Genomic DNA, 23526 nt, shown 5'->3' with positions numbered 1-23526 from the left:
GCGATGTCGGTTCCCGTCGTCTGCAGCGGGCTGGCCAAGACCTTCGGCGGATCGGTCGAGGCGGTCAGCCCTGTCGACCTGACATTCGCGGCCGGTCAGACGACGGCGCTGGTCGGCCCGTCGGGATGCGGCAAGTCCACGCTATTGCGCATGGTGGCGGGGCTGGAGGCGCCAACCGCTGGCGAGGTCACTATTGACGGGCATCCGCCCGCCCATACTCTGCGGGAGGCGGCGCTCTCCGTGGCCTTCCAGGATCCGTCCCTCCTTCCATGGCGCAGCGTTCGCCAGAATATCGAGCTGGCTTGTGCGCTTGCACGACGCCCGAAAAACGCCGCCGATATCGATCAGCTGATCCATCTGGTCGGTCTTGAAGGGTTCGCCGATACGCGTCCGGCCGAGCTATCGGGCGGCATGCGCCAGCGTGCCGCCATCGCGCGCGCGCTTGTCACCCGGCCAAGGCTTCTGTTGCTGGATGAACCCTTCGGTGCCGTGGACGAGCTGACCCGCAAGCAATTGGCCAGCGATCTGCCCGGTATCTGGGAGGCGCGCGGAACCACGACGCTTCTCGTGACCCATTCCGTAACCGAGGCGGTGATGCTTGCGGACCGTATCGTGGTCCTGTCGCCGCGCCCTGCGGAGATCGTGGCCGATATCCCGGTCGACCTGCCGCGACCGCGGAGGCAGAGCCTGTCCAGGGAGCCGCAGTTCGCCCGGATCGTGGAGAGGGTTTTTGCGGCCCTGTCCCACGGCATGGCCCGAAACCTGCCGAAAGCGGCACAATGATCCTCGCCCGTCCCCTGCGCGCCGACCAGCCGGCGCAAAACAGCCCGCTGCGCGGGCTGAGCCGTCTTCTCTCAGGGCCGCTGCTGACCCTTCTGCTGTGGGAGATCCTGGGCCATGCGCTGGCCGACGCCTTCGTTCTGGCGCCGCCTTCGGCGATCCTTGTCTACCTCTATGAGAATCTCGGGCTCATGGGCCGCGCGCTGGCCGTGACCCTGACCAATGCGGCGGCCGGGTTCGTCATCGGCAACCTTGCGGCCATCGCTCTTGCCGTGCTCGCCAGTGCCTGGCCACGAAGCGACGCGGTAGTGCGCGGGCTGGCCCTTCTGGTCTTCTGCCTGCCGCTGGTGGCGACGGGGCCGATCCTGCGCGTGGTATTCGGGCCAGGGCCCTGGCCGCAGATCGTGCTGGCGGCGCTGGCAGTCTACTACACGACGCTGATCCCCCTTCTTGTCGGGCTCCGGGCCGTGCCTGCGGGTTGGCTCGATCTGGTGCAGAGCTATGGCCGCGGGCGGCTGGCCGCGCTGTTGCATGTGCGCGCGCTGGCGGCGTTGCCCTATCTTGTCGCCGGTTTGCAGATCGCCGCGCCCGCCGCCTTTCTTGGCGCAATGATCGGGGAGTTTACCGGGGCGGAACGGGGCATGGGCGTGCTGACCCTGCGCGCCATGCGGTCCATGAATGTCGACATGACATGGGCGCTGGCCACGGTCGCGACCGTTGTGGCCGTGCTGAGCTATCTGGCAATCGGCTGGCTTGCGAGACGGTTTCTGCATCACGAGCCGCCGGTGATCCTTGCCACGCCCGCCGGGGCGGGGAATGCGGGCCGGGGGCAGGGCGCCTTGCGCGGCGTGCTGCTGACCGGGGCCGCCGCGCTTCTGCTCTGGTGGGGGGCATTGACGCTTCTGGACCTCAACCCGTTTTTCGCGAAGGGCCCGTGGGAGGTTTTCTCCGCACTGGTTCTGGCGCCCGATGCGGCGGCCACGCGCAGCGCCCTGGCCGAGGCGCTTGGTCAAACGGCCATATTCCTCATTCCGGGCTATCTGGCGGGCCTCGCCGCGGGGGCGCTGCTCGCCATGCTCATCGTCCTTGTCCCGCGGGTCGCGGGGGTGGCCATGCCGCTGGCCATCGCGCTGCGTTCGGTTCCGATCATCACGACGGCGCCGCTTGTGGTCCTGATCCTCGGGCGCGGCGCGCTCGGCACTGTGGTTCTGGTCGCGATCATGGTCTTCTTCCCGACATTCGTGGCCTGCCTGCACGGGCTGCGACAGGCTCCCGGGCGGATCATCGATGTGCTTGACAGCTATGCCGCGGGGCCGCTCCAGCAACTGATCCGGGTGCGCATTCCGGCGATGCTTCCGGCCTTCTTCGCGGCGGCACGGATGAACGTGCCAGCCTCGGTGCTGGCGGTCACGGTCGTGGAATGGCTGGCAACCGGCAACGGCATCGGCAGTCTCATGGCGCTTTCCGCGTCCTTGTCGGACTACGACATGCTGTGGAGTTCGGTGGTTCTCGTCTCGATCCTTTCCGCGCTCGGATATGCAGGGGTCGGTCTCTTGGAAAGGCGGGTGTTTCGCGTCTACGCGCCGGAGCAATTGCAATGACCCCGCGCGCCGCCGCCTTTGCGATCCCGGGCGACATCGCCACGGTAACCGGCGGGTACATCTACGAACGGCGTCTGTTGCAAGAGCTGCGCGCACTGGGCCATGACGTGACGCATCTGCAACTCGGGGCGTCCTTCCCCGAGCCCACGCCCGCCGATATGGACCATGCCGTGACATCCCTTCGGTCGCTCGACCCCGAACGGGCCCTGATCCTTGACGGGCTGGTCTATGGCGCTGTCGACACCGCCGGACTGGCGCAGGTGCGCGCGCCGATCGTGGCGATGATCCATCATCCGCTGGCGCTGGAAACCGGTCTTGACCCCGCTTTGCGCGACCATCTGTTCCGGACCGAGCGCGCCAATCTGGCGCTCGCCGAGGAGGTTCTGGTGCCAAGCGGCCACACCGCCCATATCCTGACAACGCAATATGCCGTTCCCGCGCAGCGGATCACCATCGCGCAGCCGGGAAGCGAGCGGCCGACCGGCATCCGTGTGCCGGCCGATCCGCCCTTGATCCTGTCGGTGGGCATCCAGCATCCGCGCAAGGGGCACGATGTTCTTCTGCGCGCGCTGGCTGGGCTTAGGGATCTCCGCTGGCGCGCGGTGATCGTGGGTTCGGCCCATGATGCGGCCTGCGCGGAGGATCTGGCGCGGCTGCTGGATCAACTCGCGCTTGGAGACCGGGTGACCTTTGCCGGCCGCATCCCGCAGCCGGATCTCGACGCGCTATTCGGTCAGGCCTCGCTCTTCGCGCTCGCCACCCGCTACGAAGGCTACGGAATGGTGTTCGACGAGGCGCTGGCATGGGGTCTGCCAATCGTGTCCTGCGATACCGGCGCGGTGCCCCACACGGTCCCTTCCGGTGCGGGCCTTCTTGTTCCGCCCGACGCGCCCGAAGACCTGGCCGATGCGATTGCTTGCATTCTGACGGACAAAACCCTGCGCGAGGACATGGAGGCCTGCGCGAAACGTGCGGGAACTGCACGGCCCAAATGGCAGGACACGGCTCGCATCGCCGGTCAGGTCCTGAACGCACTGAAACCCCGGAGGTGAGTGGGGCAGGCCCGGCGAGAGAGGATGTTGCGCGATTGGAGCGAGCAGGATGAAACCGACAGGAAAGCGCGCCGGAGCGGCGGAAGCTGCCGTCCCCCGATCACGCGGAATGGCGGCGGCGATCGGGCGGTCGCTGGATATCTATTACCGCGATGCGGCGCGGACGAGCCGGATGGATCGCCTGAACGCGCTTTTCGTGCCGGATGGCGGGCTTGCCTTCGATATCGGCGCGCATGTCGGTGACCGGACGGCAAGCTTTCTGCGGTTGGGCGCGCGCGTCGTCGCATTGGAGCCTCAGCCGCACGTCTTTCGCGCGCTCCGTCTCATTCACGGTCGCCAGTCGCGCGCGGTTCTCGAACAGATGGCCGCGGGTGAAGGGCATGGGGAGATCGAGATGTTTCTCAACTCCGGCAACCCGACCGTCTCCACCGCCTCGGCCGATCTCGTCGCCGCCGCATCCTCCGCCCGCGCATGGAAAAACGAGGTCTGGGACAGGACAATCCGCGTGCCGGTCACAACCCTTGATCAGCTCATTGCCCGGCATGGCGTGCCGGATTTCGTGAAGATCGACGTGGAAGGCCACGAACTGATGGTGCTGAACGGCCTTGCTCAGGCGGTCCCGGCGCTGTCATTCGAAGTCACCACGCTTCAGCGCGACATGGCCTGCGCCTGTATCGGCCGGTTGTGCGAGCTTGGTTCCTACGAGTTCAATATCAGCCTTGGCGAAGACCACCGCCTGCGCCAGTCTGGCTGGACAGGCGCCCCGGATATATGCGCCGAAATCCTGCGCCTGCCCGCCGCCGCAAACTCCGGAGACATCTACGCCCGGCTGAGAGCGCAGGGGGAACCGCATTGACCGGGCATCAGGAATCGGATCGCGTACATACCACGGAATGCGCCGATCCGGCGTTGCACAGTGCGCATACGCTGCTTGAAATCGCGGCATGATGTCCGGGCGGTCGCTCCGATTTCAGGCAGATGGAAAACCTTGTCCCTTAGAGCGTCTCGCCCCTGTGATCTTGCGGCAGACGCGGCCGATCATGAGCTGCGCGTTTCATGAGCATCGGCGCAGTTTTGGCGGCATCGGGGCAATCTGGCGACACTGGAATGTTGACGGGGATGAGACGAACCATTTTACATTTGGTACGCACCAACGAATGATAGATTCGTTGCAAATCCAAGCAAAGGCCAGTTCCGGTGACCAGCGACGGCGACTTTACGGACAACACGACGCGTGCGCTGAACCAGATCAGGCGCATGATCGAAAAGGGCAATCTGCCCTCAGATGGCCGGCTGCCGACGGAACGCGAACTGTCGGAGAAACTGGGCTGCGGCCGACGCCAGGTTCGGCGCGCCCTTGAAGTGCTGGAGGCCGAGGGATTGCTGTGGCGGCGGCAGGGCAAGGGCACTTTCGCGGGCCAGCCAAGGCGCCCCGCGACCGAGATGGCGGCGACGATCGCCGACAAGGTCGACACGCTCGCCATCATGGAGGCGCGGATGGGGGTGGAACCGCAACTGGCCGCTCTTTGCGCCCGCCGGGCCACGGCCGAAGATGTCGACCGGCTGCGCCTTCTGGCCGAACGGGCCCATGGCGCATCGGATTCAGATTACTGGGAGTTATGGGACGGCGCCCTGCATCGTCTGATCGCCCGGATCCCCGACAATCCGATCCTGTCGGCGGCATTCGATCTGCTCGATACGGTGCGGATGGACGAGAACTGGCAACATGACCGGCATTTGGCCCGCACACTGAAGACGAAAGTTGTCTATCACGAGCAGCACCAGCGGATCATAGACGCGATCGACGCACGGGATGCGAATGCGGCGCGGGCCGCGATGACTGATCACCTGCAGACACTGACGGATGATCTGAGCCGGTCGATGAGAGAAACGGGCGAAGTGCATTCCTTTGCCACGGAAGCACGGATCACGGACAAATTATCGAAAAAGCGTTTGAAAAAATGACGAGAGGTCAGCCGACGCAAAGCTGACCGCGCCCCGGACCGGAGATGGGACGGGCGCAGGACTTGAACGGGGGACATGACATGGTCGAAACGATCACCGAAGCCGATATCGCCGGGGCAGAGCGCCTTCTGGGCCTTGCCTATACCGCGAAGGAGCGGGCGCAGATGGTGGGCAATCTGGATGGCCAGCGCGATCTGATGATCGCGCGTCGGGATCTGCGGCTGGACAATGGCACCCCGATGGCCTGCCGGTTCGATCCGCGCCTGCCGGGCTTTGCGATGCCCCACGGGATCGACGCGCTGCACCCGTCGGAGATCACGGCGCCGCTGCCCTCCGAGCCCGAGGATATCGCCTTTGCGCCGCTCACCAATCTGTCGCATTGGGTGCGGAGCGGGCAGATCTCCTCTCGGGCGCTGACCGATCTTTATCTGGCGCGTATCGAGCTTCTCAATCCCAGGCTGGAATGCTTTGCGACGGTCACGCCGGATCTGGCACGCGCGGAGGCGGACGCCATGGATGCGCTTTTGGGTGCGGGCGTCTGGCTGGGCCCGCTGCATGGCATTCCCTATGGCCTGAAGGATCTGTTCGATACCAGGGGGATCACGACCGGCTGGGGGGCGGAGCCGTTTCAGAACCGCGTCCCGGACAGCGACGCCGCGGTCACGACACGCCTACGGGCAGCCGGCGCCGTGTTGCTTGGCAAGACGACCGTGGGCGCGCTTGCCTATAACGATCTGTGGTACGGCGGCTGGACCCGCAACCCATGGAACCTCAACGAAGGCTCAAGCGGGTCAAGCGCGGGCTCGGCCTCCGCGACGGCGGGGGGGCTGTGCGGGTTTTCCATCGGGACGGAGACGCTTGGCTCGATCACCTCGCCCTCGCAGCGCTGCGGGACAACGGGCTTGCGGCCTACCTTCGGGCGGGTCAGCCGGGTAGGGGCCATGGCCCTTTGCTGGTCACTGGACAAGGTGGGGCCTATCTGCCGGTCGGTAGAAGACACGGCTCTGGTGCTGGCTGCAATCAATGGCGGCGACGTGCGCGACCGCGGGTCGATTGCGGCGCCGTTCCATTTCGATGCGCGGGCGGGGATCGAGGGCATGACGCTTGGCTATCTTCCCGAAGCGTTCGAGGACGGCGCGACCGATGTCGACCGCGCGGCGCTGGCGGCGGCGAAGGATCTGGGGATTAAGGTGAAGGAAGTCACCCTTGAAGATCTCCCCTACGCCTCCCTGATGACCGTGGTCTATGCCGAGGCGGCCGCCGCGTTCGAGGCACTGACGCTGGAGGATACGGACGATACCCTGCGCTGGCAGGATGACGGGGCCTGGCCCAACACGTTCCGCAAGGCGCGCTTCGTCTCGGCTGTGGATCTGGTTCAGACCGACCGGCTGCGCTACCGCGTTATGCAGGCGTTGGGAGAGATGATGAGCGGCGTTGATGCGCTGATCGGGCCGTTTTCCACCGGCCCGATGCTGGTCGCGTCGAATTTCACAGGGCATCCCTGCCTGCATCTGCGCGCCGGGTTCGAGGATATCGCGAGCCGGTCGATGGCGTCGCTTGGCGCGGGCAAGCTGACCACAGGGGACGCCGCCGGCGAGACCACCTTTACCGTGCCGCAGGGCATTTCGCTCTGGGGGCAGTTGTTTGACGAGGGGCCGCTGCTCAATCTCGGCATGGCGCTGGAGAAGAAACTGGGGGTCGCCGACCGGCGGCCCACCTTCCCGAACTGAGGACGGACGAGCAATAACGACCCGCAAAATGCGGGCATCTCATGCGTGACAGGGCCGCCGAAGCCGCGGCCACCAAAAAGGAGATGACACGATGAAACGCAGAAGCTTTCTGGCGAGTACCACCGCCGTCTTCGGGGCAACGCTGTTTTCCGGCGCGGCCCCGAGGATCGCCTCGGCGCAGACCCAACCCGTAAGCGGCGGCACCCTGATCTGGGGCCATTCGGAGACCACGCAAAACCTGGACATGCACCAGACCGGCACGGCCTCCACCGGGCGGGTGCTGCAAAACGTACACAACTCCATCGTGACGGTGGACCAGGATCTCAACGTCATTCCCATGCTTGCCGAGAGCTTCGAGCAGAGCGATGACGGGCTGACCTACACGTTCAGGTTGCGGCCGGGAGTGAAGTTCCACGACGGATCCGAGATGACGTCGGCGGATGTGAAATACTCGTTCGAGCGTTGTGCGAACCCCGATACGGGCGCCGTGAATTTCGAGGTGTTCAACGCGGTGGAAAGCATCGACACGCCCGATCCGCTGACGGTGGTCGTGACGCTCAACCAGATCAACGCGCCCTTCCTGTCCCGGCTGGCCGAAAACGGCGCGGGCGTCATCATGCCCGAAGGCTCCGGCGATGTGCAGGGCGAAACCCCGATCGGGGCGGGTCCCTTCCGTTTCGTGCGCCGTGAATTCGGGAACGAGGTGGAACTTGAGCGGTTCGACGATTACTGGGACGGGCCGGCCTATCTGGAGCGTGTCATCGCGCGTGAAATCCCGGAGCCGACGGTGCGCCTGACCGGGCTGCGCACGGGCGAGCTGCATATGATCAACGACATCCCCGCCGACCGGATCGGAGAGATCGAGGATGCGGGCGAGTTGCAGGTGGTCAAGTGGTTCCCGCTGAACTGGGACTTCGTCAACCTGAACCATACGTTCGAGCCGTTTCAGGATGCGCGGGTGCGGCGGGCCTTCGACATGATCATCGACAAGGAAGTGCTGCTGGAAGGTGCGCTCTGGGGGCAGGGCGCGGTAACCGCCTCGCCCAGCTATCCCACATCGGCAAGCTTCAACGCCGATCTCGTTCAGCGGCCGCAGGATATCGACGGCGCCCGCGCGCTTCTGGAGGAGGCAGGTTATCCGCCCGGCAGCCTCGACATCGTGTTCAAGGCCACGACGAACTACCCCTACCATATCGAAAGCGCGCAAATCCTGGTGGAATGGTTCCGGATGGCCGGGGTCAACCTGACGATCGAGCAGCTGACCTGGGCCGACTGGCTGTCGCAATGCTGGGTCGATCGGGACTTCCAGATGACGATGATGAACTTCTTCACGCTGTGGGAGCCCGATTTCCTGTATTACAGCTTGTTCAACACCGTCGGCGCATTCAACTATCGCAGCATCAGCGACCCCGAGATCGACGCCCTGACGGAAGAGGCGCGCATCACCGTCGATCCGGCGGAACGCGCCGAGATCTACAAGGCCGTGCAGCAGCGACTCTTCGACGAGGCGCATGACATCATGCTGTGGTTCCGTAACGGAAGTATCGGCGCACAGCCGTCCGTGGGCGGACTGGACACCATCGTGCATCCCAACGGGTCCAACCTGAACTTCCACAAGGTCTGGCTGAACGCCTGATCCAACCCGCCCGGGCGGCGGACACGTCGCCCGGGTCTTTCGCTGAACACCCGGGGTGCCCATGGCCTACATCATCAACCGCGTGCTGTCCGTGTTGCTGACACTGTTCCTGATTTCGGTGATCACTTTCGCGGTCACGAACATCCTGCCCGGCGACGTGGCAATGATGATAATGGGCACGCAATCGAACCCGGAGGCTCTGGCGGGCCTGAGGGAGAGCCTTGGCCTGAACGATCCGCTGATCGTGCAGTATGGCCGCTGGATCGGCGGGCTTCTGACCGGCGACTGGGGCCATTCCCTTGTCTTCAGGGAGCCGATCGCACCGCTGATCGCGCAAAAGGTCGTGGCCAGCGGCGTGATCGTTGTTATGTCGATGACCATCGCCCTGCTTTTCGCGATCCCGCTCGGCGTATGGGCCGCGATCCATCGGGACCGCTGGCAGGACAGCACCGCCAGCACCTCGGCTCTGGTCGGTGTCAGCCTGCCGGATTTTTTCTGGGGCATCATGCTGATCCTGCTTTTCGCACGCGCTCTGGGGTGGTTCCCGTCCAGCGGCTTCGTCCATCCCGCCGATGATTTGCTTGGCGCCATCCGTCACGCCTTTCTGCCGTCGCTCGCCCTCGGTCTCGGGCTGATGGCGCATCTGACGCGCATGACCCGCTCCACCATGATCGGCATCATGCAACAGGAGTTCATCCGTGTCGCCCGCGCCAAGGGGCTGGCCGAGCGGGAAGTCGTCTGGAGCTACGGGCTGCGCAATGCCATCGGTCCGGTTCTTACGGTGGCGGGGCTGCAGGTGGGGTATCTTTTCGGCTCGATCATCGTGGTGGAAAGCCTCTTCAACTACACCGGCATGGGGTGGCTGACCTATCAGGCGCTTCTGAACCGGGATATCCCGCTGATCCAGAGCTCGGTCTTCGTCATCGCCGCGGTCGTGATGCTGACAAACCTTCTCGTCGATCTGCTCTATGTGGTGATCGACCCGCGGATCCGGTTGAGCTGATGCGCAGTTTCATGACAGGCAAGGGGCTGCTCGGCGGGGGTATCGTGATCACGATGCTCTTGGTCGCGATACTTGCGCCGATCTTCATCCCCGATACATTCGCCACCAGAATGGACATGCGTGCGCGGCTGTCGGGCCCCTCGCTCGATCATATCTTCGGCACCGACCAACTGGGGCGGGATCTCTTTTACAGGGTCGTGCTCGGGGCGCAAACCTCGGTCATGATCGCGGGCGCCGCGGTGCTGATGAGCGTGGTGATCGGCCTGCCGCTCGGCATAATCTCTGGCTATTACGGCGGGGTGATCGACAATGTGCTGATGCGGCTGGTCGACACGCTGCTGAGCTTTCCGGCCCTGCTCCTGGCCCTGACGATCAGCGCCGTTCTGGGTCCGAACCTGACCAATACGATCATCGCTATCGGCATCGCGTTCACACCGTTTCTGGCGCGTATCATCCGGGGGGAGGCGCTGCGCGTGGCGCAGATGCCCTATGTCGAAGCCGCCCGTGCCGCGGGCACCTCGGATCTCAAGATGATCATCCGCCATGTCCTGCCGAACATCATGCCCGCCATCATCGTACAGGGCACGATCAGCCTTGCCTTCGCCATTCTCGCCGAAGCGGGGCTGTCATTCCTCGGGCTGGGGACACAGCCGCCCGACGCTAGCTGGGGGCTGATGATCCAGGCCAGCCGCGACTATTTGGACGTGGCGCCATGGACCGCCCTTGTCCCCGGAGCGGCCGTCGCGATCACTGTGCTCGGCCTGAACATGTTCGGCGATGTCCTGCGCGACGTGCTAGACCCGAGGACCCAGTCATGACCCCGATCATCAATATCGAGAAGCTGCGCGTCACCTTCGGCAAGGGCGACGAGGAGGTCACCGCCGTCAAGGATGTCAGCTTCTCGATCAATCCCGGCGAAACGGTCTGTATCGTCGGCGAAAGCGGGTCCGGCAAGTCGGTCACCTCTCTGTCGCTGATGCGGCTGGTGGAATTCGGCGGCGGAACCATCGTCGATGGCCGGATGACCCTGGCAGGGGAAAACGGCGCCATCGATCTCGCGCAGGCGGATGCCGACACGATGCGGGACATTCGTGGCGACGAAATGGGGATGATCTTTCAGGAGCCGATGACGTCGCTGAACCCGGTCTTCACGATCGAACGGCAGTTGACCGACGGGTTGCGCGTGCATCGCGGGCTGACCGGGCAGGCGGCCACCAAGCGGGCCCTGCAATTGCTGAAAGAGGTGCGCATCCCCGAGCCGGAGCGGCGGCTGAAGCAATACCCGCATGAACTGTCGGGCGGCATGCGGCAGCGCGTGGTGATCGCGATCGCCATGGCATGCCACCCCCGCCTGCTGATCGCGGACGAGCCGACAACCGCGCTGGACGTTACGATACAGGCCGAGATCCTTGCTCTGATCAATCAGCTGAAGCGGGAAACCGGCATGGCGGTGATGTTCATCACCCATGACATGGCGGTCGTGGCCCAGATCGCCGACCGGGTCGTGGTGATGTATCGCGGGGATGTTGTGGAAGAGGGGCCGGTGGAGGAGATATTCGCCAACCCCAAGGCGGAGTACACCAAAGCGCTGCTGGCCGCCGTTCCGCGCCTTGGCGAGATGCGGGGCAAGGCAGCGCCGGAACCCCTTCGGCTGGTGGGCGACACCGCGCCGCCGAAACCCATCACACCGCGTGAGACGCCCGAGCTTCTGCTGGAGGTGCGCAACCTGACCACCTATTTCCCGGTCAAGGGCGGCCCTCTGCGGCGTCATGTGGCCAACGTCCACGCGGTGGAGGATGTGTCCTTCACGCTGAACAAGGGCGAAACGCTGTCGCTGGTGGGAGAATCCGGTTGCGGCAAGTCCAGTTGCGGCCGCTCCATTCTGCGGCTGGTCGAACCGACATCCGGTTCGGCCATTCTTGACCGCAAGGATGTTCTGGCCGCCAGCCATCGCGACCTGCGAATCCTGCGGCGCGACATGCAGATGATCTTTCAGGACCCGTTTGCCTCGCTCAATCCCTACATGCGGCTTTCGGCGCAGGTGGCCGAACCCTTGCGCAATTTCGATCTGGCCCGCGGATCGGAGTTGCAGGACCGGGTTGCGGCCCTGTTCGACCGGGTTGAACTGCCGCGCGCCTATATGCGCCGCTTTCCGCACGAGCTTTCCGGCGGGCAACGCCAGCGGATCGCGATTGCCCGCGCGCTGTCGGTGTCGCCCAAGCTGATCATCGCGGACGAGGCTGTCTCGGCGCTCGATGTGTCGGTGCAGGCGCAGGTGCTGAATCTGATGATGGAGCTGCAGGCCGATCTGGGCCTGTCGTTTCTGTTCATCAGTCACGATATGGCCGTCGTGGAACGGGTGAGCCACAACGTTGCGGTGATGTATCTGGGCCGGATTGTCGAGATCGGGCCCCGGGCCGCGGTTTTCGAGAACCCCCAGCACAGCTACACCAAATCCCTGATGCTGGCGGTGCCGATTGCCAATCCGCGCGACCGCAAGCAGATCGGGGATCTCAACTTCAAACCGATCCCATCGCCGATGCATCCGCTGAGCTACACGCCCGAACCGTCACGTTACGACACGGTCGGACCCGGCCATCTGGTGCTGCGGGAAGGCTGAAGCCGACGCGCCGTCAGGGGTGCACCACCTCAATTCCCGCTTCGGCCAGCATCTGCCTTGAGACCTGAAAACTGTGGTCGAGCGCCCCGTCGTTTTCGGGGATCGGCGGGCTTACCACCCGCACGATCCCGCACTGGATGATCGCCCGCCCGCAATCGGCGCAGGGAAAACGGTTCACGTAGAGCGTACAGCCCTGAAGCGGAACGCCGATGCGGGCGGCGTTGTAGATCGCGTTCCGCTCCGCATGTTCGCCCCAGAAGAATTTCTCTCCGCTCACCCGGTCGAACCGCCGCTCGTCGGCATCCGAGACGCCGCGCGGCAGGCCATTGTAGCCCGTCGCGCGCACCTCCTGGCCTTTGGGGCCGACGATGACGCAGCCCACATGGCGGTCCCGGTCCTCGGACCAGGAGGCAACGTGGTCGCAAAGACCCATGAACCGTGCCGTCCAGATTGCGTCTGTGGTCATGCGCTCACCCCGCGAAGACATAGGCGGTTTTGACCGTGGTGTAGAATTCGGCCGCAAAGCTGCCCTGTTCCCTCGGCCCGTAGCTGGACCCTTTCCGCCCGCCGAAGGGTACATGGTAATCCACGCCCGCGGTCGGCAGGTTTACCATCACCATCCCCGCCTGCGCGCGGCGCCGGTATTCCCGCGCCGTCTTCAGGCTGCTGGTACAGATTCCGGAAGACAGGCCGAACTCGGTGTCATTGGCCACCGTGATGGCTTCCTCCAGATCCTCCACCCTGATCACCGATGCGGTGGGCCCGAAGATTTCCTCGCGGTTGATCCGCATGTCGTTGGTGGTGCCGAGAAAGAGCGCCGGTGCCTGAAAGAAGCCGGGCGTCGCAAGCTCCAGCCGCTCCCCGCCGATCACCTCAGCGGCTTCCTGCGAGGCCAGATCCACGTATTTCAGGTTGGAGGCCAGTTGCTTCTCATCGACTACCGGGCCGATCTGCGTCGCCGCGTCAAGCGGATCCCCAACACTCAGCGCGGTCATCGCAGCCCGGAGTTTGTCGACGAAGGCGTCGTGTATCCCGGCCTCCACGATCAGCCGGGAGGACGCCGTGCAGCGCTGTCCGGTGGAAAAGAACGCGCCGTTCAGACAGGCGGAGACGGCGGTGTCCATATCGGCATCGTCCATCACCACCATCGGGTTCTTGCCGCCCATCTCAAGTTGAAGCTTCTTGCGGAGCCTGCCGCAGGTCTCCGCCATGCGGTTGCCCACCGCGACCGAGCCGGTAAAGGAAATCGCCGCCACATCCGGGTGGTTGACCAACGCCTCGCCCACGACGGAGCCTCGCCCGTAGACAAGGTTGAACACACCCGGCGGACAGCCGTTCTCGTTCAGAAGACTGGCGATGATATGGGCGCAGGCCGGGGTCAGATCGGCGGGTTTCATGACCACGCAATTGCCGAAGGCCAGCGCGGGCGCGGCTTTCCAGGCCGGGATCGCGATGGGAAAGTTCCAGGGCGTGATCAGACCGACGACGCCCATGGGCTCCCGCGTGACCTCGATATCGATATCGGGCCGGACGGATGGATGCAGTTGCCCCCCAAGCCGGAGCGCCTCACCGGCGAAGAACTTGAACACCTGAGAGGCGCGCCCGACCTCGCCGGTCGCCTCGGCAAGCGTCTTGCCCTCCTCGCGGGCCAGAATGCGCCCGTAGTTTTCGGCATTCGCGCCCAGTGCATTGCCGACGGCGGCCAACAGGTCATGGCGCACCTGCGGCGTTGTCGCGGCCCAACCCGGCGCGGCACGTTTGGCCGCGGCCACGGCCTGATCTACCGCATCGGCATTTCCATAAGAAAACTCCCCGACCACCTCGTCCGTATTGGCCGGGTTGATATCGGGATGGTAGTTGCCGAAATCGGCCCATTGGCCATCGATCAGGGACATGTGCTTGGGCATTGTTTTTCCGTTGGTTAGGGATGAGAGAGAACGGTTTCGAGATCACGGGCCGCACCGTCCGGCAGCGGCCGCAAGGGGGGCAGAGTGTGGCGCCAGCGCGGATCGCCCGTGCGGCGGCTTACCATGTGTTTGACGGCCGGGATCAGGCTCGGTCCCGCCATTGCCGCGCGTTGGCGGGCGATCTCTTCGGAAAGATCGGCGGTGCCTTCCCCGTTCTTCGCCCAGACTTGCGCGCAAAGCGGTGCGGTAACGTTCACCGTGGCGGAGATGCAGCCCGCGAACCCGTCCGGCCGGGCATGGGGAAGTACCGTTTCGGAGCTTGGAAAAACCGCCAGATCGCGCCCAAGCGCCACGATCCCGGCGCAATAGGCCAGATCGCCGGAGCTGTCCTTGATCCCGGTGAAGCGTTCGGGGGCCCGCATTGCGAGCGCAGCGATCACCGGGACCGGTATGTTCAGCCCCGTCATTTGCGGGAAGTTGTAGAAATGGATCCGGATCGGCCGACCCCCGAGCGCCGCGTGAAGCGCCATGTACCACGCGATCAGTCCGGCCTCGCTTGCGGGCTTGTAGTAATAGGGTGGCAGCACAAGTGCCACGCCATAGCCCAGATCGTCGGCAGCTTCCGTCAGCGCGACCGTTTCTGCAAGCGAGGGCGTGCCGGTCCCGACCATCAGGCGCTCCGCCGGGCAGGCCTCCGTCGCCCAACCCATCACCGCGCGGCGGGTTGTTGTGTCGAAGGAATTCGCCTCGCCCGTGGAGCCGAGAATGTTCAGCCCGTCGCAGCCATTGGCCAACGCCCACCGGCAATGCTCCGCGAACAAATCGCGCACGGGGGCTCCGGCCGCGTCCACCGGCGTCGGCACCGCCGCAATCACGCCTTGCATCAACTTACCTCTTCCCTGATATCGCGGGCCGCCGACAGAGTGGCCAGATCGGGCGCATCGCGGACCGGCTCCATTCCCCTGTGCCAGCCGCCGGGTTCGGAGACCCTGCCGTCGACATCCAGAAAGACGGCCGTGTTCATCTCGGCATAGGCCTCTTCACCTTCGGGCACCTCATCATCGTAGCGGATCGCGTCGACCGGGCAGATCGACTCGCACATGCCACATTCGATGCATTCGGTCGGGTGGATGTAGAACATCCGCTCGCCCTCATAGATGCAATCGACGGGGCAGGAGGTCGTGCAGATCCCGTCCTTCACATCCACGCAGGCGCTGAGGATCACGAGGGCCATGCCTATCTCCCTCGCCAGACCGGTGCGCGCCGGTCGCGGAAGGCGGCCACACCCTCATGGGCGTCGTCCGATCTCAGCGCCTCGGCGAGTTCGGGCGCTCCTGTCTCATAGGCCTCGTGGAGCGGAAGCGCGGCTGTCCGGCGCGCGACCGCCTTGATCGCCCGAAGGCTGAGCGGGGCAGAGGCCAGAACATCCGTGACCCACCGGTCCACCTCCGCATCCAGTTCGGCAAAGGGCACGACGGCATTCACAAGGCCATATCCCGCCATCTCCGTGGCGGGCACCATACGGCCCGTCATCATCATGCCCATGGCGATATTGCGCGGGATAAGGCGGGGCAGCATCACCATGCCGCCATCCAGCGGAACCCGGCCCACCTTGGCCTCCGGCAGGGCGAAGCGCGCGGTATCCGCGGCAATCACGATGTCGCAGCCCAGAACCATCTCCAGCCCGCCGCCAAGGGCCAGCCCGTTCACCCGTGCGATTACGGGGGTCGACATCTGCCGCAGGGAAATGCCGCGGTAGCCGCCAGCGCTCAGCCCCTTCCAGTACTCCTCACCGGAGAGGCCGGTATCATCCTTCAGGTCGGCGCCTGCGGAAAACGCGCGCTCGCCGGCACCTGTGAGAACGGCGCAGCGGATCTCTGTATCCGCTTCGATCTCGTCCCAGATGTCCGCCAGACGGCGATGGGTCGCGGCGTCGATGGCATTCATCCGCGCCGGGCGGTCGATCGTCACCCGCGCCACATGGCCGTCCACGTCAAGAACAACGCTCATTCGGCAGCCTCGGTCCTAAGCCGCGCGGCCAGGTCCTGCATCACCTCCTCGGTATGCTCGCCCAGTCGGGGCGGCAGATGACGCACACGCAGCGGTGCGGCGCTCAGATGCACGGGGCTGCCCACAAGCGTGACCTCACCGAGCACCGGGTGATCGACCGGACAGAGCATGTCGTTGATCCGGGTTTGCGGGTCTTCAAGCGCCTCGCCAAGCGAGCGGACGGGCGCGCAGAGCAGGTCCACCGCCTCCAGCCGCTCCAGCCAGTAGGCGGAGGTGTTCTGCGCAATCGCGACTCGGAATGTCTCCTGCAGGAACGGCTTGTTTGCGCGTTGGTCGGAAAGGGTCGGGTACTCCGGCGACAGATCCGCGATCTCAAGCGCGGTGCAGATATCCTGCAACGGGTTCGTCTTGAAGGCCCCGACAATCACAATGGCGCCATCCGTCGTGTCGAACACACCGGTCAGCGGCATCGCGGCCCAGTTCAGCACCTCGCGATGTTTCGACCATTGCGCGGCCTCCTGCATCTGCATCGCGATCATGCTGTCATAAAGTGAGACACCGACTTTCTGGCCCTTGCCCGTCTTCTCTCGCATCAGAAGGGCCGCCATGATGCCCTGAACCAGATGCATGCCCGCCGAGTAGTCGCAAAGCGTGGTGGGATAGATCGATTTCGGGATCGAAGGGTCCTGAGTCTTTTCCATCACCCCGGTCATGGCCTGGGCCAGCACATCCTGCCCGCCCTTGTGGGCATAAGGCCCCTCGGGCCCGAAGCCGGTGCCGCTGGCGCAGATGATCCGCGGGTTGATCCGGCTCAGCGCGTCATACCCGAAGCCCAGACGATCCATGACGCCCGCGCGGAAATTGTCCACCACCACATCGGCCGTCCTGATCAGGTCGAGCGCTGCCTTGCGCCCGTCCTCGGATTTCGTGTCCAGCGTGACCGACCGCTTGTTGCGGTTCAGCGAGGCGAAGACCGCGTTGTTCATCGCCTCCTCGCTGCGCTCACCATAGAAGGAGCGGCTGAGATCGCCCGCGCCGGGACGCTCGATCTTGATCACATCCGCGCCGAAATCGCCCAGCATCTGCGTGCAGCAGGGTCCGAGCATCACCTGTGTGAAGTCGATTATTCTGACGCCGCCAAGCGGCATGACTGTCTCTGACATGGGTTCTTGCCTCTGGTTATTCTGCCGCGACCGGATCTTCGATCAGCGCATTGGCCGACGGTACGTCGCCCGGATCGGCGCCTTGCGCGCGCATCTGTTTCTGGATCGCCTTGTGATCCACGTCGCGGAAGGCCTTGTCGCCATCGAGCGCAAGATGCGCGGCGATACCGGCCGCTTCCCCCTGCGCCATGCAGGGCGGGATCTCGCGGCTCATCTTCTGCGCGTCGCTGTCGACGGAGTAATGCCGTCCGGCCACGATCAGATTGTCTATGCCTCTGGGCAACAGGGCGCGGTAGGGGGTGTAGTAGTCCCGACCCCGGCACACAGTATCCTTGAAATAACGCCGCGATTTCACGTCATCCTTGCTGACCACGTATTCGCCCCGCAGAAGACGCGTCTGTCTGATGCCCATCTGCTCGGCGGCCCCCAGCATCTTGGCATTCTCGAAACCGGGCAGGTTCTCGCGGGCGAAATGCAGCAGGTTCATCATCCGCTCGCGGCCTTCATACTCGGCCGCGACCATGTCGTTGACAGAGATGCCATCATAGCCGGGCATGTGTGGACAGTTGCACCAGACGATGCCCGGCAGGGGCGTCTTAAGCCACCACATGCCCCAAGCTCCGCCGATCGCGCGGCGCGCCTGGCGATCGAGCTTCTTGTATTCCTCAGGCTCGGCGAACTCGAAGGCGATCGCCTTGTCGGTGTCAACATCGCAAAGCCTAAACACTGTCGTCACGATGTACTGCCCGTCGGTGTATTCCGCGCCCGCAGCCTTGCCCACGTCCAGATCGCCGGTCGCATCGATCACGTATTTCGCACGGATGACCTGACGGCCCTCCTTGGTCTGGACGATCACGCCGGTGATGCGCCCGCCTTCCATCAGCACGTCGGAGAACCAGCTATGGGTGCGCAGTTTCACCCCGGCCTCCTTCACCATGTCCAGGCTCACCCGCTTCCAGGCGTCCGGATCGAAGGCCACCGCATGGATGATCGGTTGCGGCATCATCGCCTTGTGGAAATCGATGCAGCCCCAGCGGGACCATTTCTGCCACATTTCCCAATTTGTCTGGCAATCCTCGGTGGGCGGGTAGACCGCACCGTTCTGCCGCTCCATCCTTGCGACGAATTCGTTGACGATGCCGGTGGTGACGATCTCGTTGCCCTCGTTCACCATGTCGTCCAGCACCAGAACCATGCCGCCGGACGCCATGCCGCCCAGATGGTGATAGCGCTCCAGAAGCGTCACGGACGAGCCGTTGCGCGCGGCCGAAACCGCTGCTGCATGCCCAGCCGGCCCCGCGCCCACCACGACCACGTCGCAATCGGCGACAACAGGCAGTTCAGCGCCCGCGACGCTCACGAATGTTGTCTGGCGATCTGCCATATTCAGTCCTCCCTCAGGGGTTTGGGGCGCTACCAGCGCACCACGAGTTTTTCGGCGATCGTCACCGACGCGAAGAGCAGCACCGACAGACCTGAGGACAGGAACACGGTGGCGTAGAGAAGCGGTGAGCGATAGTTGAACGTGCTGTCGATAATGAGTGCGCCAAGGCCCACATCGGCACCGATCCATTCGCTGACGATAGCCCCGATCACGCAGGTCGTGGCGGCGATCTTCAGCGCCGAGAACAGGAACGGCAGGGAAGAGGGCAGGCGGATCTTCCAGAAGATCTCGGATTTCGAGGCCGAGAGGATCCGCGCCAGCTCAAGGGTCTGCGGGTTCACCGACTGCAGGCCTCGCACCATGTTGACCAGCGTCGGAAAGAAGCAGATGAGCCCAGCGATCACCACTTTCGCGGTTAGTCCCGGGCCGAAGATCAGCACCAGGATCGGTGCGATCGCCAGAATGGGAATGGTATTTATGAACACCGCGATCGGAAAGAAGGCGCGCTCCATGACCCGGCTGTGGACGAAGGTCACCGCGATCAGGATCGCCGCCAGATTGCCGGCAAGAAACCCTACGATGCTGACCGTGAAGGTCGGCCAGAAATTCCGCATGAGAAGCGGCAGTTCCTCTAGAAAGACCGCGCCCACATCTGTGGGTGCCGGGGCGATATAGGTTGGCACGTCGAAATACCGGACGCCAAACTGCCAGATCAGCAGCAGGACCGCCGCAGTACCCAAGGGAACGGCCGCGTTGGTGAGCCGGCGTAGATGGAGAGACTGCGCGCGCGGCTCCGGCGCGGTATTGGCGTCGACCGTCTCGGGCAGGCTTTCAATCACGGTCATCAGCAGTCCTCCAGCGATTTGCGCAGATAGGATGAGTAGCGGTTGAATTCCGGTGTCTCGCGCAGCTCGACATGCCGGGGCTCGGGCAGGTCGATCTCCACGACCTCCTTCACCCGGCCCGGATGGGCGCGCAGCATCAACACCTTCTGCCCCAGCAGCACGGCCTCCGGGATGGAATGGGTGACGAACAGGCAGGTCACACCGGTCTCCCGCCAGATTTCCAGAAGCTGCATGTTCAGCCGGTCGCGCGTCATCTCGTCCAGCGCACCGAACGGCTCGTCCATCAGCAGCAGTCTCGGCTGGCAGACCAGCGCCCGGGCGATGGCGACGCGTTGGCGCATGCCGCCCGAAAGCTCATGGGGAAGCGCATCTTCGCGTCCCTTCAGCCCCACAAGTTCCAGAAGTTCCCGCGGTGTACGCTCGCCGCGGGGAATGTCGATCCCGCGCTTGCGGCCCATTTCAAGCGGCAGTTCCACGTTTTTCAGCGCCGAGCGCCATGGCAGGAGGGTCGCGTCCTGAAAGACAAAGGCGAATTCTCGCGCCAACCGCGCGGCCTCGGTCGATTTGCCGAGAATTTCCACCGTGCCGGCCGCGGGCGGCACCAGATCGGAGACCAGCCGCAGCATCGTGGATTTCCCGCAACCTGACGGACCCAGTATGGTCCAGAACTCGCCCGCGCCGATTTCGAGCGAGATATCGGACAAGGCCGTGAAGCTCCCGAACGTTACGCTGGCCCCCGACAGGGCGGCCGCGATATGGTGGCCTCCCTGCGGGTCTTGCACGATCCCTTCCATCGGGTCAGCCGTGGGTCGGGCGGGTGTCCGCCGTCGCTTCGAGGATTTCGAGCGTCATCACATCGTCCAGCGCGGGGGCGCCGTTCGCGAACTGGTCAAGCTGGTCATAGATGTCGATCTGGGCTTGCCAGTTTTCTTCGGTCATCACGCCCCAACCGCCCGCGGCCGTCTGCGCGTTGAAGGAGAAATCCAGCACCAGCGGTGCGGCCAGCATTTCACTGTCCCGATCGAGGTTCGGATAGCGGGCCACGAGCGCCTCCACCGCGGCCTCCGGATCGTCATGCGCCGCACCCCACCCGCGGGAGATCGCGCGAATGGCCGCCTGCATCTTGTCGCCATGCTCGGCCAGCATGGCGTCGGTGGTGTAATAGGGGTTCGCGTAAAGCTGGATGCCGCCGTCCCAGAGCGCAAGATCGACCCGTTGATCACCGAGGATCGACAGCGCATTCACATTCGTGGTCCAGCCGGTGACGACATCCACCTGCCCGGTCATCAGGGCGTTCATGTCGGCCCCCATGACAGAAACCTCCACATCGTCCTCCGCAATCCCGTTATGGGCCAGAAGTGCGCGAAGCAGGATACGCGCGGTACCTTGCGTGGCCACGGTCTTGCCAATCAGGTCCTGCGGTGTCCGCACCGGGTTTCCGGCAAGGGAGAAATAGGTGAACGGGTGGCGCTGGTATCCGGCCGCGATGCATTTGACCGGCAGCCCGGCGGAGCGCGCCAGCATCAGCGAGGGAGAGGACGAGATGGACCCGAAGTTGTTCACGCCCGAGGCGACAGAGGGCACCCCATCGATGTTCGGGCCGCCGGGAATGATTTCCAGCGCCAGGCCTTCCTCTTCGAAATAGCCCAGATGATCGGCCATGACTTCGCCCATGATGCCGTTGGAGGCGAGCCAGCCCAGTTGCATCCGGATGGTATAGGCATGCCCGTCGGCACGAGCGGGCAGCACCGACATCATGGTGCCGCTTGCGGCAAGGCCCGCCGCGGCGCCGGTGGTTTGCAGGAATGAGCGGCGATTGATTGGGTGAGACATGATCAGGGGCTCCCGTGGGTTGAAGAGTTTTTTCGTTGGTTTGGGAAACTCTAGACACAGGCGAAGCGCTGCATATAGGTTCAATTTGCGCGAATGGTGATGCATTTTCTGCATCGCTTCCCGAAACCGTTCACCGAAGGGCAGGGCGATGCATGACAGGTTTCTGAATTACTTCGACGAAACGGCCCGGCAGGGCTCCATCCGAAAAGCGGCCGCGGTGCTCAACATGTCGTCGTCATCGCTCAACCGGAAAATCATCAGCACGGAAAACAAGCTGGGGATACGTCTGTTCGACCGCCATGCCGACGGGGTGGCGCTGACCGAAGCCGGGGTCGTGGTGCTGGAACACTGCCGCAACACGCTGTTCGACTATCAGAGAATCATCAACATGGTCGAAGACATCCGCGATATGCGCACCGGCCATATCAACATCGCGACGCTCGATTCCGTCGCGCTCAGCGTGTTGCCCGAGGTGTTGGACACGTTCAGGGCCTCCTACCCTGAGGTAGGCTATACGATCCAGACGGCCGAGCCCCATGACGTGATGCAGGCGGTGGCCGATGGAACGGCGGATATCGGTCTGTCATTCAGCAACGATCTGCATCCCGATGTCCGTTGCCAGGCCGAGAAATCCACGCCCATCGGTGCGATCATGGCGCATGATCATCCCCTGGCGGAGCGCGACCTTCTGGAATTCGACGATCTCGTCCCCTATCCGATGATCCGCTCATACGATTCCCAGTCCCACCGCTCCTTCGTTAATGAGGCGGTCGGGGGCATGGGCGCGCAGATCTCCACGCAATTGTCCACCAACTCGCTGCCGCTGGCCAAGGCGATGATCCTGAAGGGCGGCGGTGTCGGCATTTATTCCAAGATCGGCTTCGTCGACGAGATCGAGGACGGGCGTCTGCGCTATGTTGGGATAAACTCGCCGTTGCTGCGGGAGCTTCGGATGGGGCTGCTGATCTCGGCGCGGACGGGGCTCTTGCCGGTTCAGCATCTGCTGGCCCGCGCGCTGTCCAAATCCCTCCGCTCTCTTCGCCTCGACAGCTGAAGACCCACATGTGGGCGGTTGCACGGCCGCCATGCGGTCAGCGTCTGTCAGAGCCCTTGCCGTTCACATCCGCCGGAACATGCGTCCGAGGCTGGGATCACAGCCCTTCCGCCTTGGCCCGGTCCCAGAGCGCATCCATTTCGGCCAGATCGCTGTCCTCCGGATGTCTGTCAGATCTGGCCAATTGCGCCTCGATATAGGCGAAGCGGCGGGTGAACTTGCGATTGGCGGACCTTAGGGCCTCCTCGGGGTCCACTTGGAGATGGCGGGCGAGATTGGCCATCACGAACAGCAGATCACCCATCTCCTCGGCCACCTTTTGCGCGGTCAGATGGGTGCGCGCCTCGGCCAGCTCACGGGCTTCCTCGGTAATCTTGGCAAGAACCTCGTCGACCCCGGGCCAGTCAAACCCGACACGGGCCGCGCGCTTTTGCAGTTTTTCAGCCCGCATCAGGGCAGGCAGGTTCAGCGCCACATCGTCCAGCACGCCGCTGCGGGCGCGTTCGGCCCGCTCCGCGGCCTTGATCGTTTCCCAATCGCGGGTTTGCTCTGCGGCCGATTTCTCGCGGCTTTCGGCCCCGAAGACATGGGGATGGCGCGCCACCATCTTGTCCGAGATTGCATCGGCAATGGAGGGGAAATCGAAAAGCCCGCGCTCGGCGCCGATCTCGGCATGATAGACGACCTGTAGCAGCAGATCGCCCAGTTCGCCCTTCAACTCGTCCCAGGCTTCCCGTTCGATTGCGTCGGCGACCTCATAGGCCTCTTCGATCGTGTAGGGGGCGATGGTCGAAAAGGTCTGTTCGATATCCCAAGGGCAGCCGGTGTCGGGGTCCCGAAGGCGGCGCATGATCGCCAGCAGGCGCGGCATGCCGCCGTTGGGGTCGTGGATCAGGGTGTCGCTGTCATCGCGCATTGCGGCCTCGCGGGTTTTGCGACACTG

General features: G+C 64.2%; 22 protein-coding genes. 11 read left to right on the top strand and 11 right to left on the bottom strand.

Annotated elements, in window-relative coordinates; all coding sequences use genetic code 11:
- Positions 1–3: 3 nt before the first annotated feature.
- The 10 genes from D9R08_RS09065 to D9R08_RS09020 all read left to right on the top strand — a co-directional run bounded on the left by D9R08_RS09065 (position 4) and on the right by D9R08_RS09020 (position 12387).
- Positions 4–783 carry an ABC transporter ATP-binding protein gene (locus D9R08_RS09065; RefSeq protein ID WP_121897739.1) on the top strand — a complete coding sequence of 260 codons (780 nt, stop codon included), beginning with the start codon at positions 4–6 and terminating at the stop codon, positions 781–783.
- On the top strand, positions 780–2381 hold the full coding sequence (locus D9R08_RS09060) for an ABC transporter permease (protein WP_121897738.1): 1602 nt from the start codon (positions 780–782) through the stop codon (positions 2379–2381). Before D9R08_RS09065 ends, D9R08_RS09060 begins: the two co-directional genes overlap by 4 nt.
- The gene (locus D9R08_RS09055) at positions 2378–3433 is read left to right on the top strand and encodes a glycosyltransferase family 4 protein (RefSeq protein WP_121897737.1); all 1056 of its coding nucleotides are present in this window, start codon (positions 2378–2380) and stop codon (positions 3431–3433) included. The genes D9R08_RS09060 and D9R08_RS09055 overlap by 4 nt, the downstream gene beginning before the upstream one ends.
- 49 nt (positions 3434–3482) lie before the next feature.
- Entirely contained in the window at positions 3483–4289 is an 807-nt protein-coding gene (locus D9R08_RS09050) for an FkbM family methyltransferase (RefSeq protein ID WP_233557378.1), read from the top strand.
- Between the two features lie 341 nt (positions 4290–4630).
- The gene (locus D9R08_RS09045; RefSeq protein WP_199709310.1) at positions 4631–5398 is read left to right on the top strand and encodes a FadR/GntR family transcriptional regulator; all 768 of its coding nucleotides are present in this window, start codon (positions 4631–4633) and stop codon (positions 5396–5398) included.
- Positions 5399–5478: 80 nt separating this feature from the next.
- Complete coding sequence (locus tag D9R08_RS09040; protein WP_121897735.1) at positions 5479–7128, top strand: amidase; 1650 nt, start codon at positions 5479–5481, stop codon at positions 7126–7128.
- Between the two features lie 91 nt (positions 7129–7219).
- Positions 7220–8764 (top strand): ABC transporter substrate-binding protein, encoded by a 1545-nt coding sequence (locus D9R08_RS09035; RefSeq protein WP_121897734.1) that lies wholly within the window; start codon positions 7220–7222, stop codon positions 8762–8764.
- A gap of 61 nt (positions 8765–8825) precedes the next feature.
- Entirely contained in the window at positions 8826–9767 is a 942-nt protein-coding gene (locus tag D9R08_RS09030; RefSeq protein ID WP_121897733.1) for an ABC transporter permease, read from the top strand.
- Positions 9767–10585 (top strand): ABC transporter permease, encoded by an 819-nt coding sequence (locus tag D9R08_RS09025; RefSeq protein WP_121897732.1) that lies wholly within the window; start codon positions 9767–9769, stop codon positions 10583–10585. The genes D9R08_RS09030 and D9R08_RS09025 overlap by 1 nt, the downstream gene beginning before the upstream one ends.
- Positions 10582–12387, top strand: coding sequence for an ABC transporter ATP-binding protein (locus D9R08_RS09020; RefSeq protein ID WP_121897731.1), 1806 nt, complete (start codon positions 10582–10584; stop codon positions 12385–12387). Before D9R08_RS09025 ends, D9R08_RS09020 begins: the two co-directional genes overlap by 4 nt.
- A 13-nt stretch (positions 12388–12400) precedes the next feature.
- Here the strand turns inward: D9R08_RS09020 and D9R08_RS09015 are convergent, their stop codons facing one another.
- Genes D9R08_RS09015 through D9R08_RS08970 form a run of 10 tightly spaced genes read right to left on the bottom strand, consistent with a single transcriptional unit; the run spans position 12401 to position 21529 of the window.
- Complete coding sequence (locus D9R08_RS09015; protein WP_121897730.1) at positions 12401–12853, bottom strand: deoxycytidylate deaminase; 453 nt, start codon at positions 12851–12853, stop codon at positions 12401–12403.
- A gap of 4 nt (positions 12854–12857) precedes the next feature.
- Positions 12858–14294 (bottom strand): aldehyde dehydrogenase family protein, encoded by a 1437-nt coding sequence (locus D9R08_RS09010; RefSeq protein ID WP_121897729.1) that lies wholly within the window; start codon positions 14292–14294, stop codon positions 12858–12860.
- 14 nt (positions 14295–14308) lie between these two features.
- A complete protein-coding gene (locus D9R08_RS09005; protein WP_121897728.1) occupies positions 14309–15178 on the bottom strand; it encodes a dihydrodipicolinate synthase family protein in 870 nt (289 codons plus the stop codon).
- Entirely contained in the window at positions 15178–15528 is a 351-nt protein-coding gene (locus D9R08_RS09000) for an indolepyruvate ferredoxin oxidoreductase subunit alpha (protein WP_121897727.1), read from the bottom strand. Before D9R08_RS09000 ends, D9R08_RS09005 begins: the two co-directional genes overlap by 1 nt.
- A gap of 2 nt (positions 15529–15530) precedes the next feature.
- Positions 15531–16304 (bottom strand): enoyl-CoA hydratase-related protein, encoded by a 774-nt coding sequence (locus D9R08_RS08995; RefSeq protein ID WP_121897726.1) that lies wholly within the window; start codon positions 16302–16304, stop codon positions 15531–15533.
- The gene (locus D9R08_RS08990; RefSeq protein ID WP_121897725.1) at positions 16301–17467 is read right to left on the bottom strand and encodes a CaiB/BaiF CoA transferase family protein; all 1167 of its coding nucleotides are present in this window, start codon (positions 17465–17467) and stop codon (positions 16301–16303) included. The genes D9R08_RS08995 and D9R08_RS08990 overlap by 4 nt, the downstream gene beginning before the upstream one ends.
- 16 nt (positions 17468–17483) lie before the next feature.
- Entirely contained in the window at positions 17484–18851 is a 1368-nt protein-coding gene (locus D9R08_RS08985; RefSeq protein WP_199709309.1) for an FAD-dependent oxidoreductase, read from the bottom strand.
- A 29-nt stretch (positions 18852–18880) separates the two neighbouring features.
- Positions 18881–19696 (bottom strand): ABC transporter permease, encoded by an 816-nt coding sequence (locus D9R08_RS08980; RefSeq protein WP_121897724.1) that lies wholly within the window; start codon positions 19694–19696, stop codon positions 18881–18883.
- Complete coding sequence (locus D9R08_RS08975) at positions 19696–20478, bottom strand: ABC transporter ATP-binding protein (RefSeq protein WP_233557376.1); 783 nt, start codon at positions 20476–20478, stop codon at positions 19696–19698. The genes D9R08_RS08980 and D9R08_RS08975 overlap by 1 nt, the downstream gene beginning before the upstream one ends.
- A gap of 16 nt (positions 20479–20494) precedes the next feature.
- Positions 20495–21529, bottom strand: coding sequence for an ABC transporter substrate-binding protein (locus D9R08_RS08970; protein ID WP_121897722.1), 1035 nt, complete (start codon positions 21527–21529; stop codon positions 20495–20497).
- Positions 21530–21677: 148 nt separating this feature from the next.
- Here D9R08_RS08970 and D9R08_RS08965 point away from each other — a divergent pair, with 148 nt between their 5' ends.
- Positions 21678–22583, top strand: coding sequence for a LysR family transcriptional regulator (locus D9R08_RS08965; protein WP_121897721.1), 906 nt, complete (start codon positions 21678–21680; stop codon positions 22581–22583).
- Between the two features lie 97 nt (positions 22584–22680).
- Here D9R08_RS08965 and mazG read toward each other — a convergent pair whose 3' ends face one another.
- Positions 22681–23499 (bottom strand): nucleoside triphosphate pyrophosphohydrolase, encoded by an 819-nt coding sequence (gene mazG / locus D9R08_RS08960; protein ID WP_121897720.1) that lies wholly within the window; start codon positions 23497–23499, stop codon positions 22681–22683.
- Positions 23500–23526: the final 27 nt, after the last annotated feature.

The organism is Rhodophyticola porphyridii (genome assembly GCF_003688285.1).
In the GTDB taxonomy this organism is placed as follows: domain Bacteria; phylum Pseudomonadota; class Alphaproteobacteria; order Rhodobacterales; family Rhodobacteraceae; genus Rhodophyticola; species Rhodophyticola porphyridii.
Note: the sequence above shows the minus strand (reverse complement) of the source record. Positions and strands in the feature narration are given on the sequence as shown.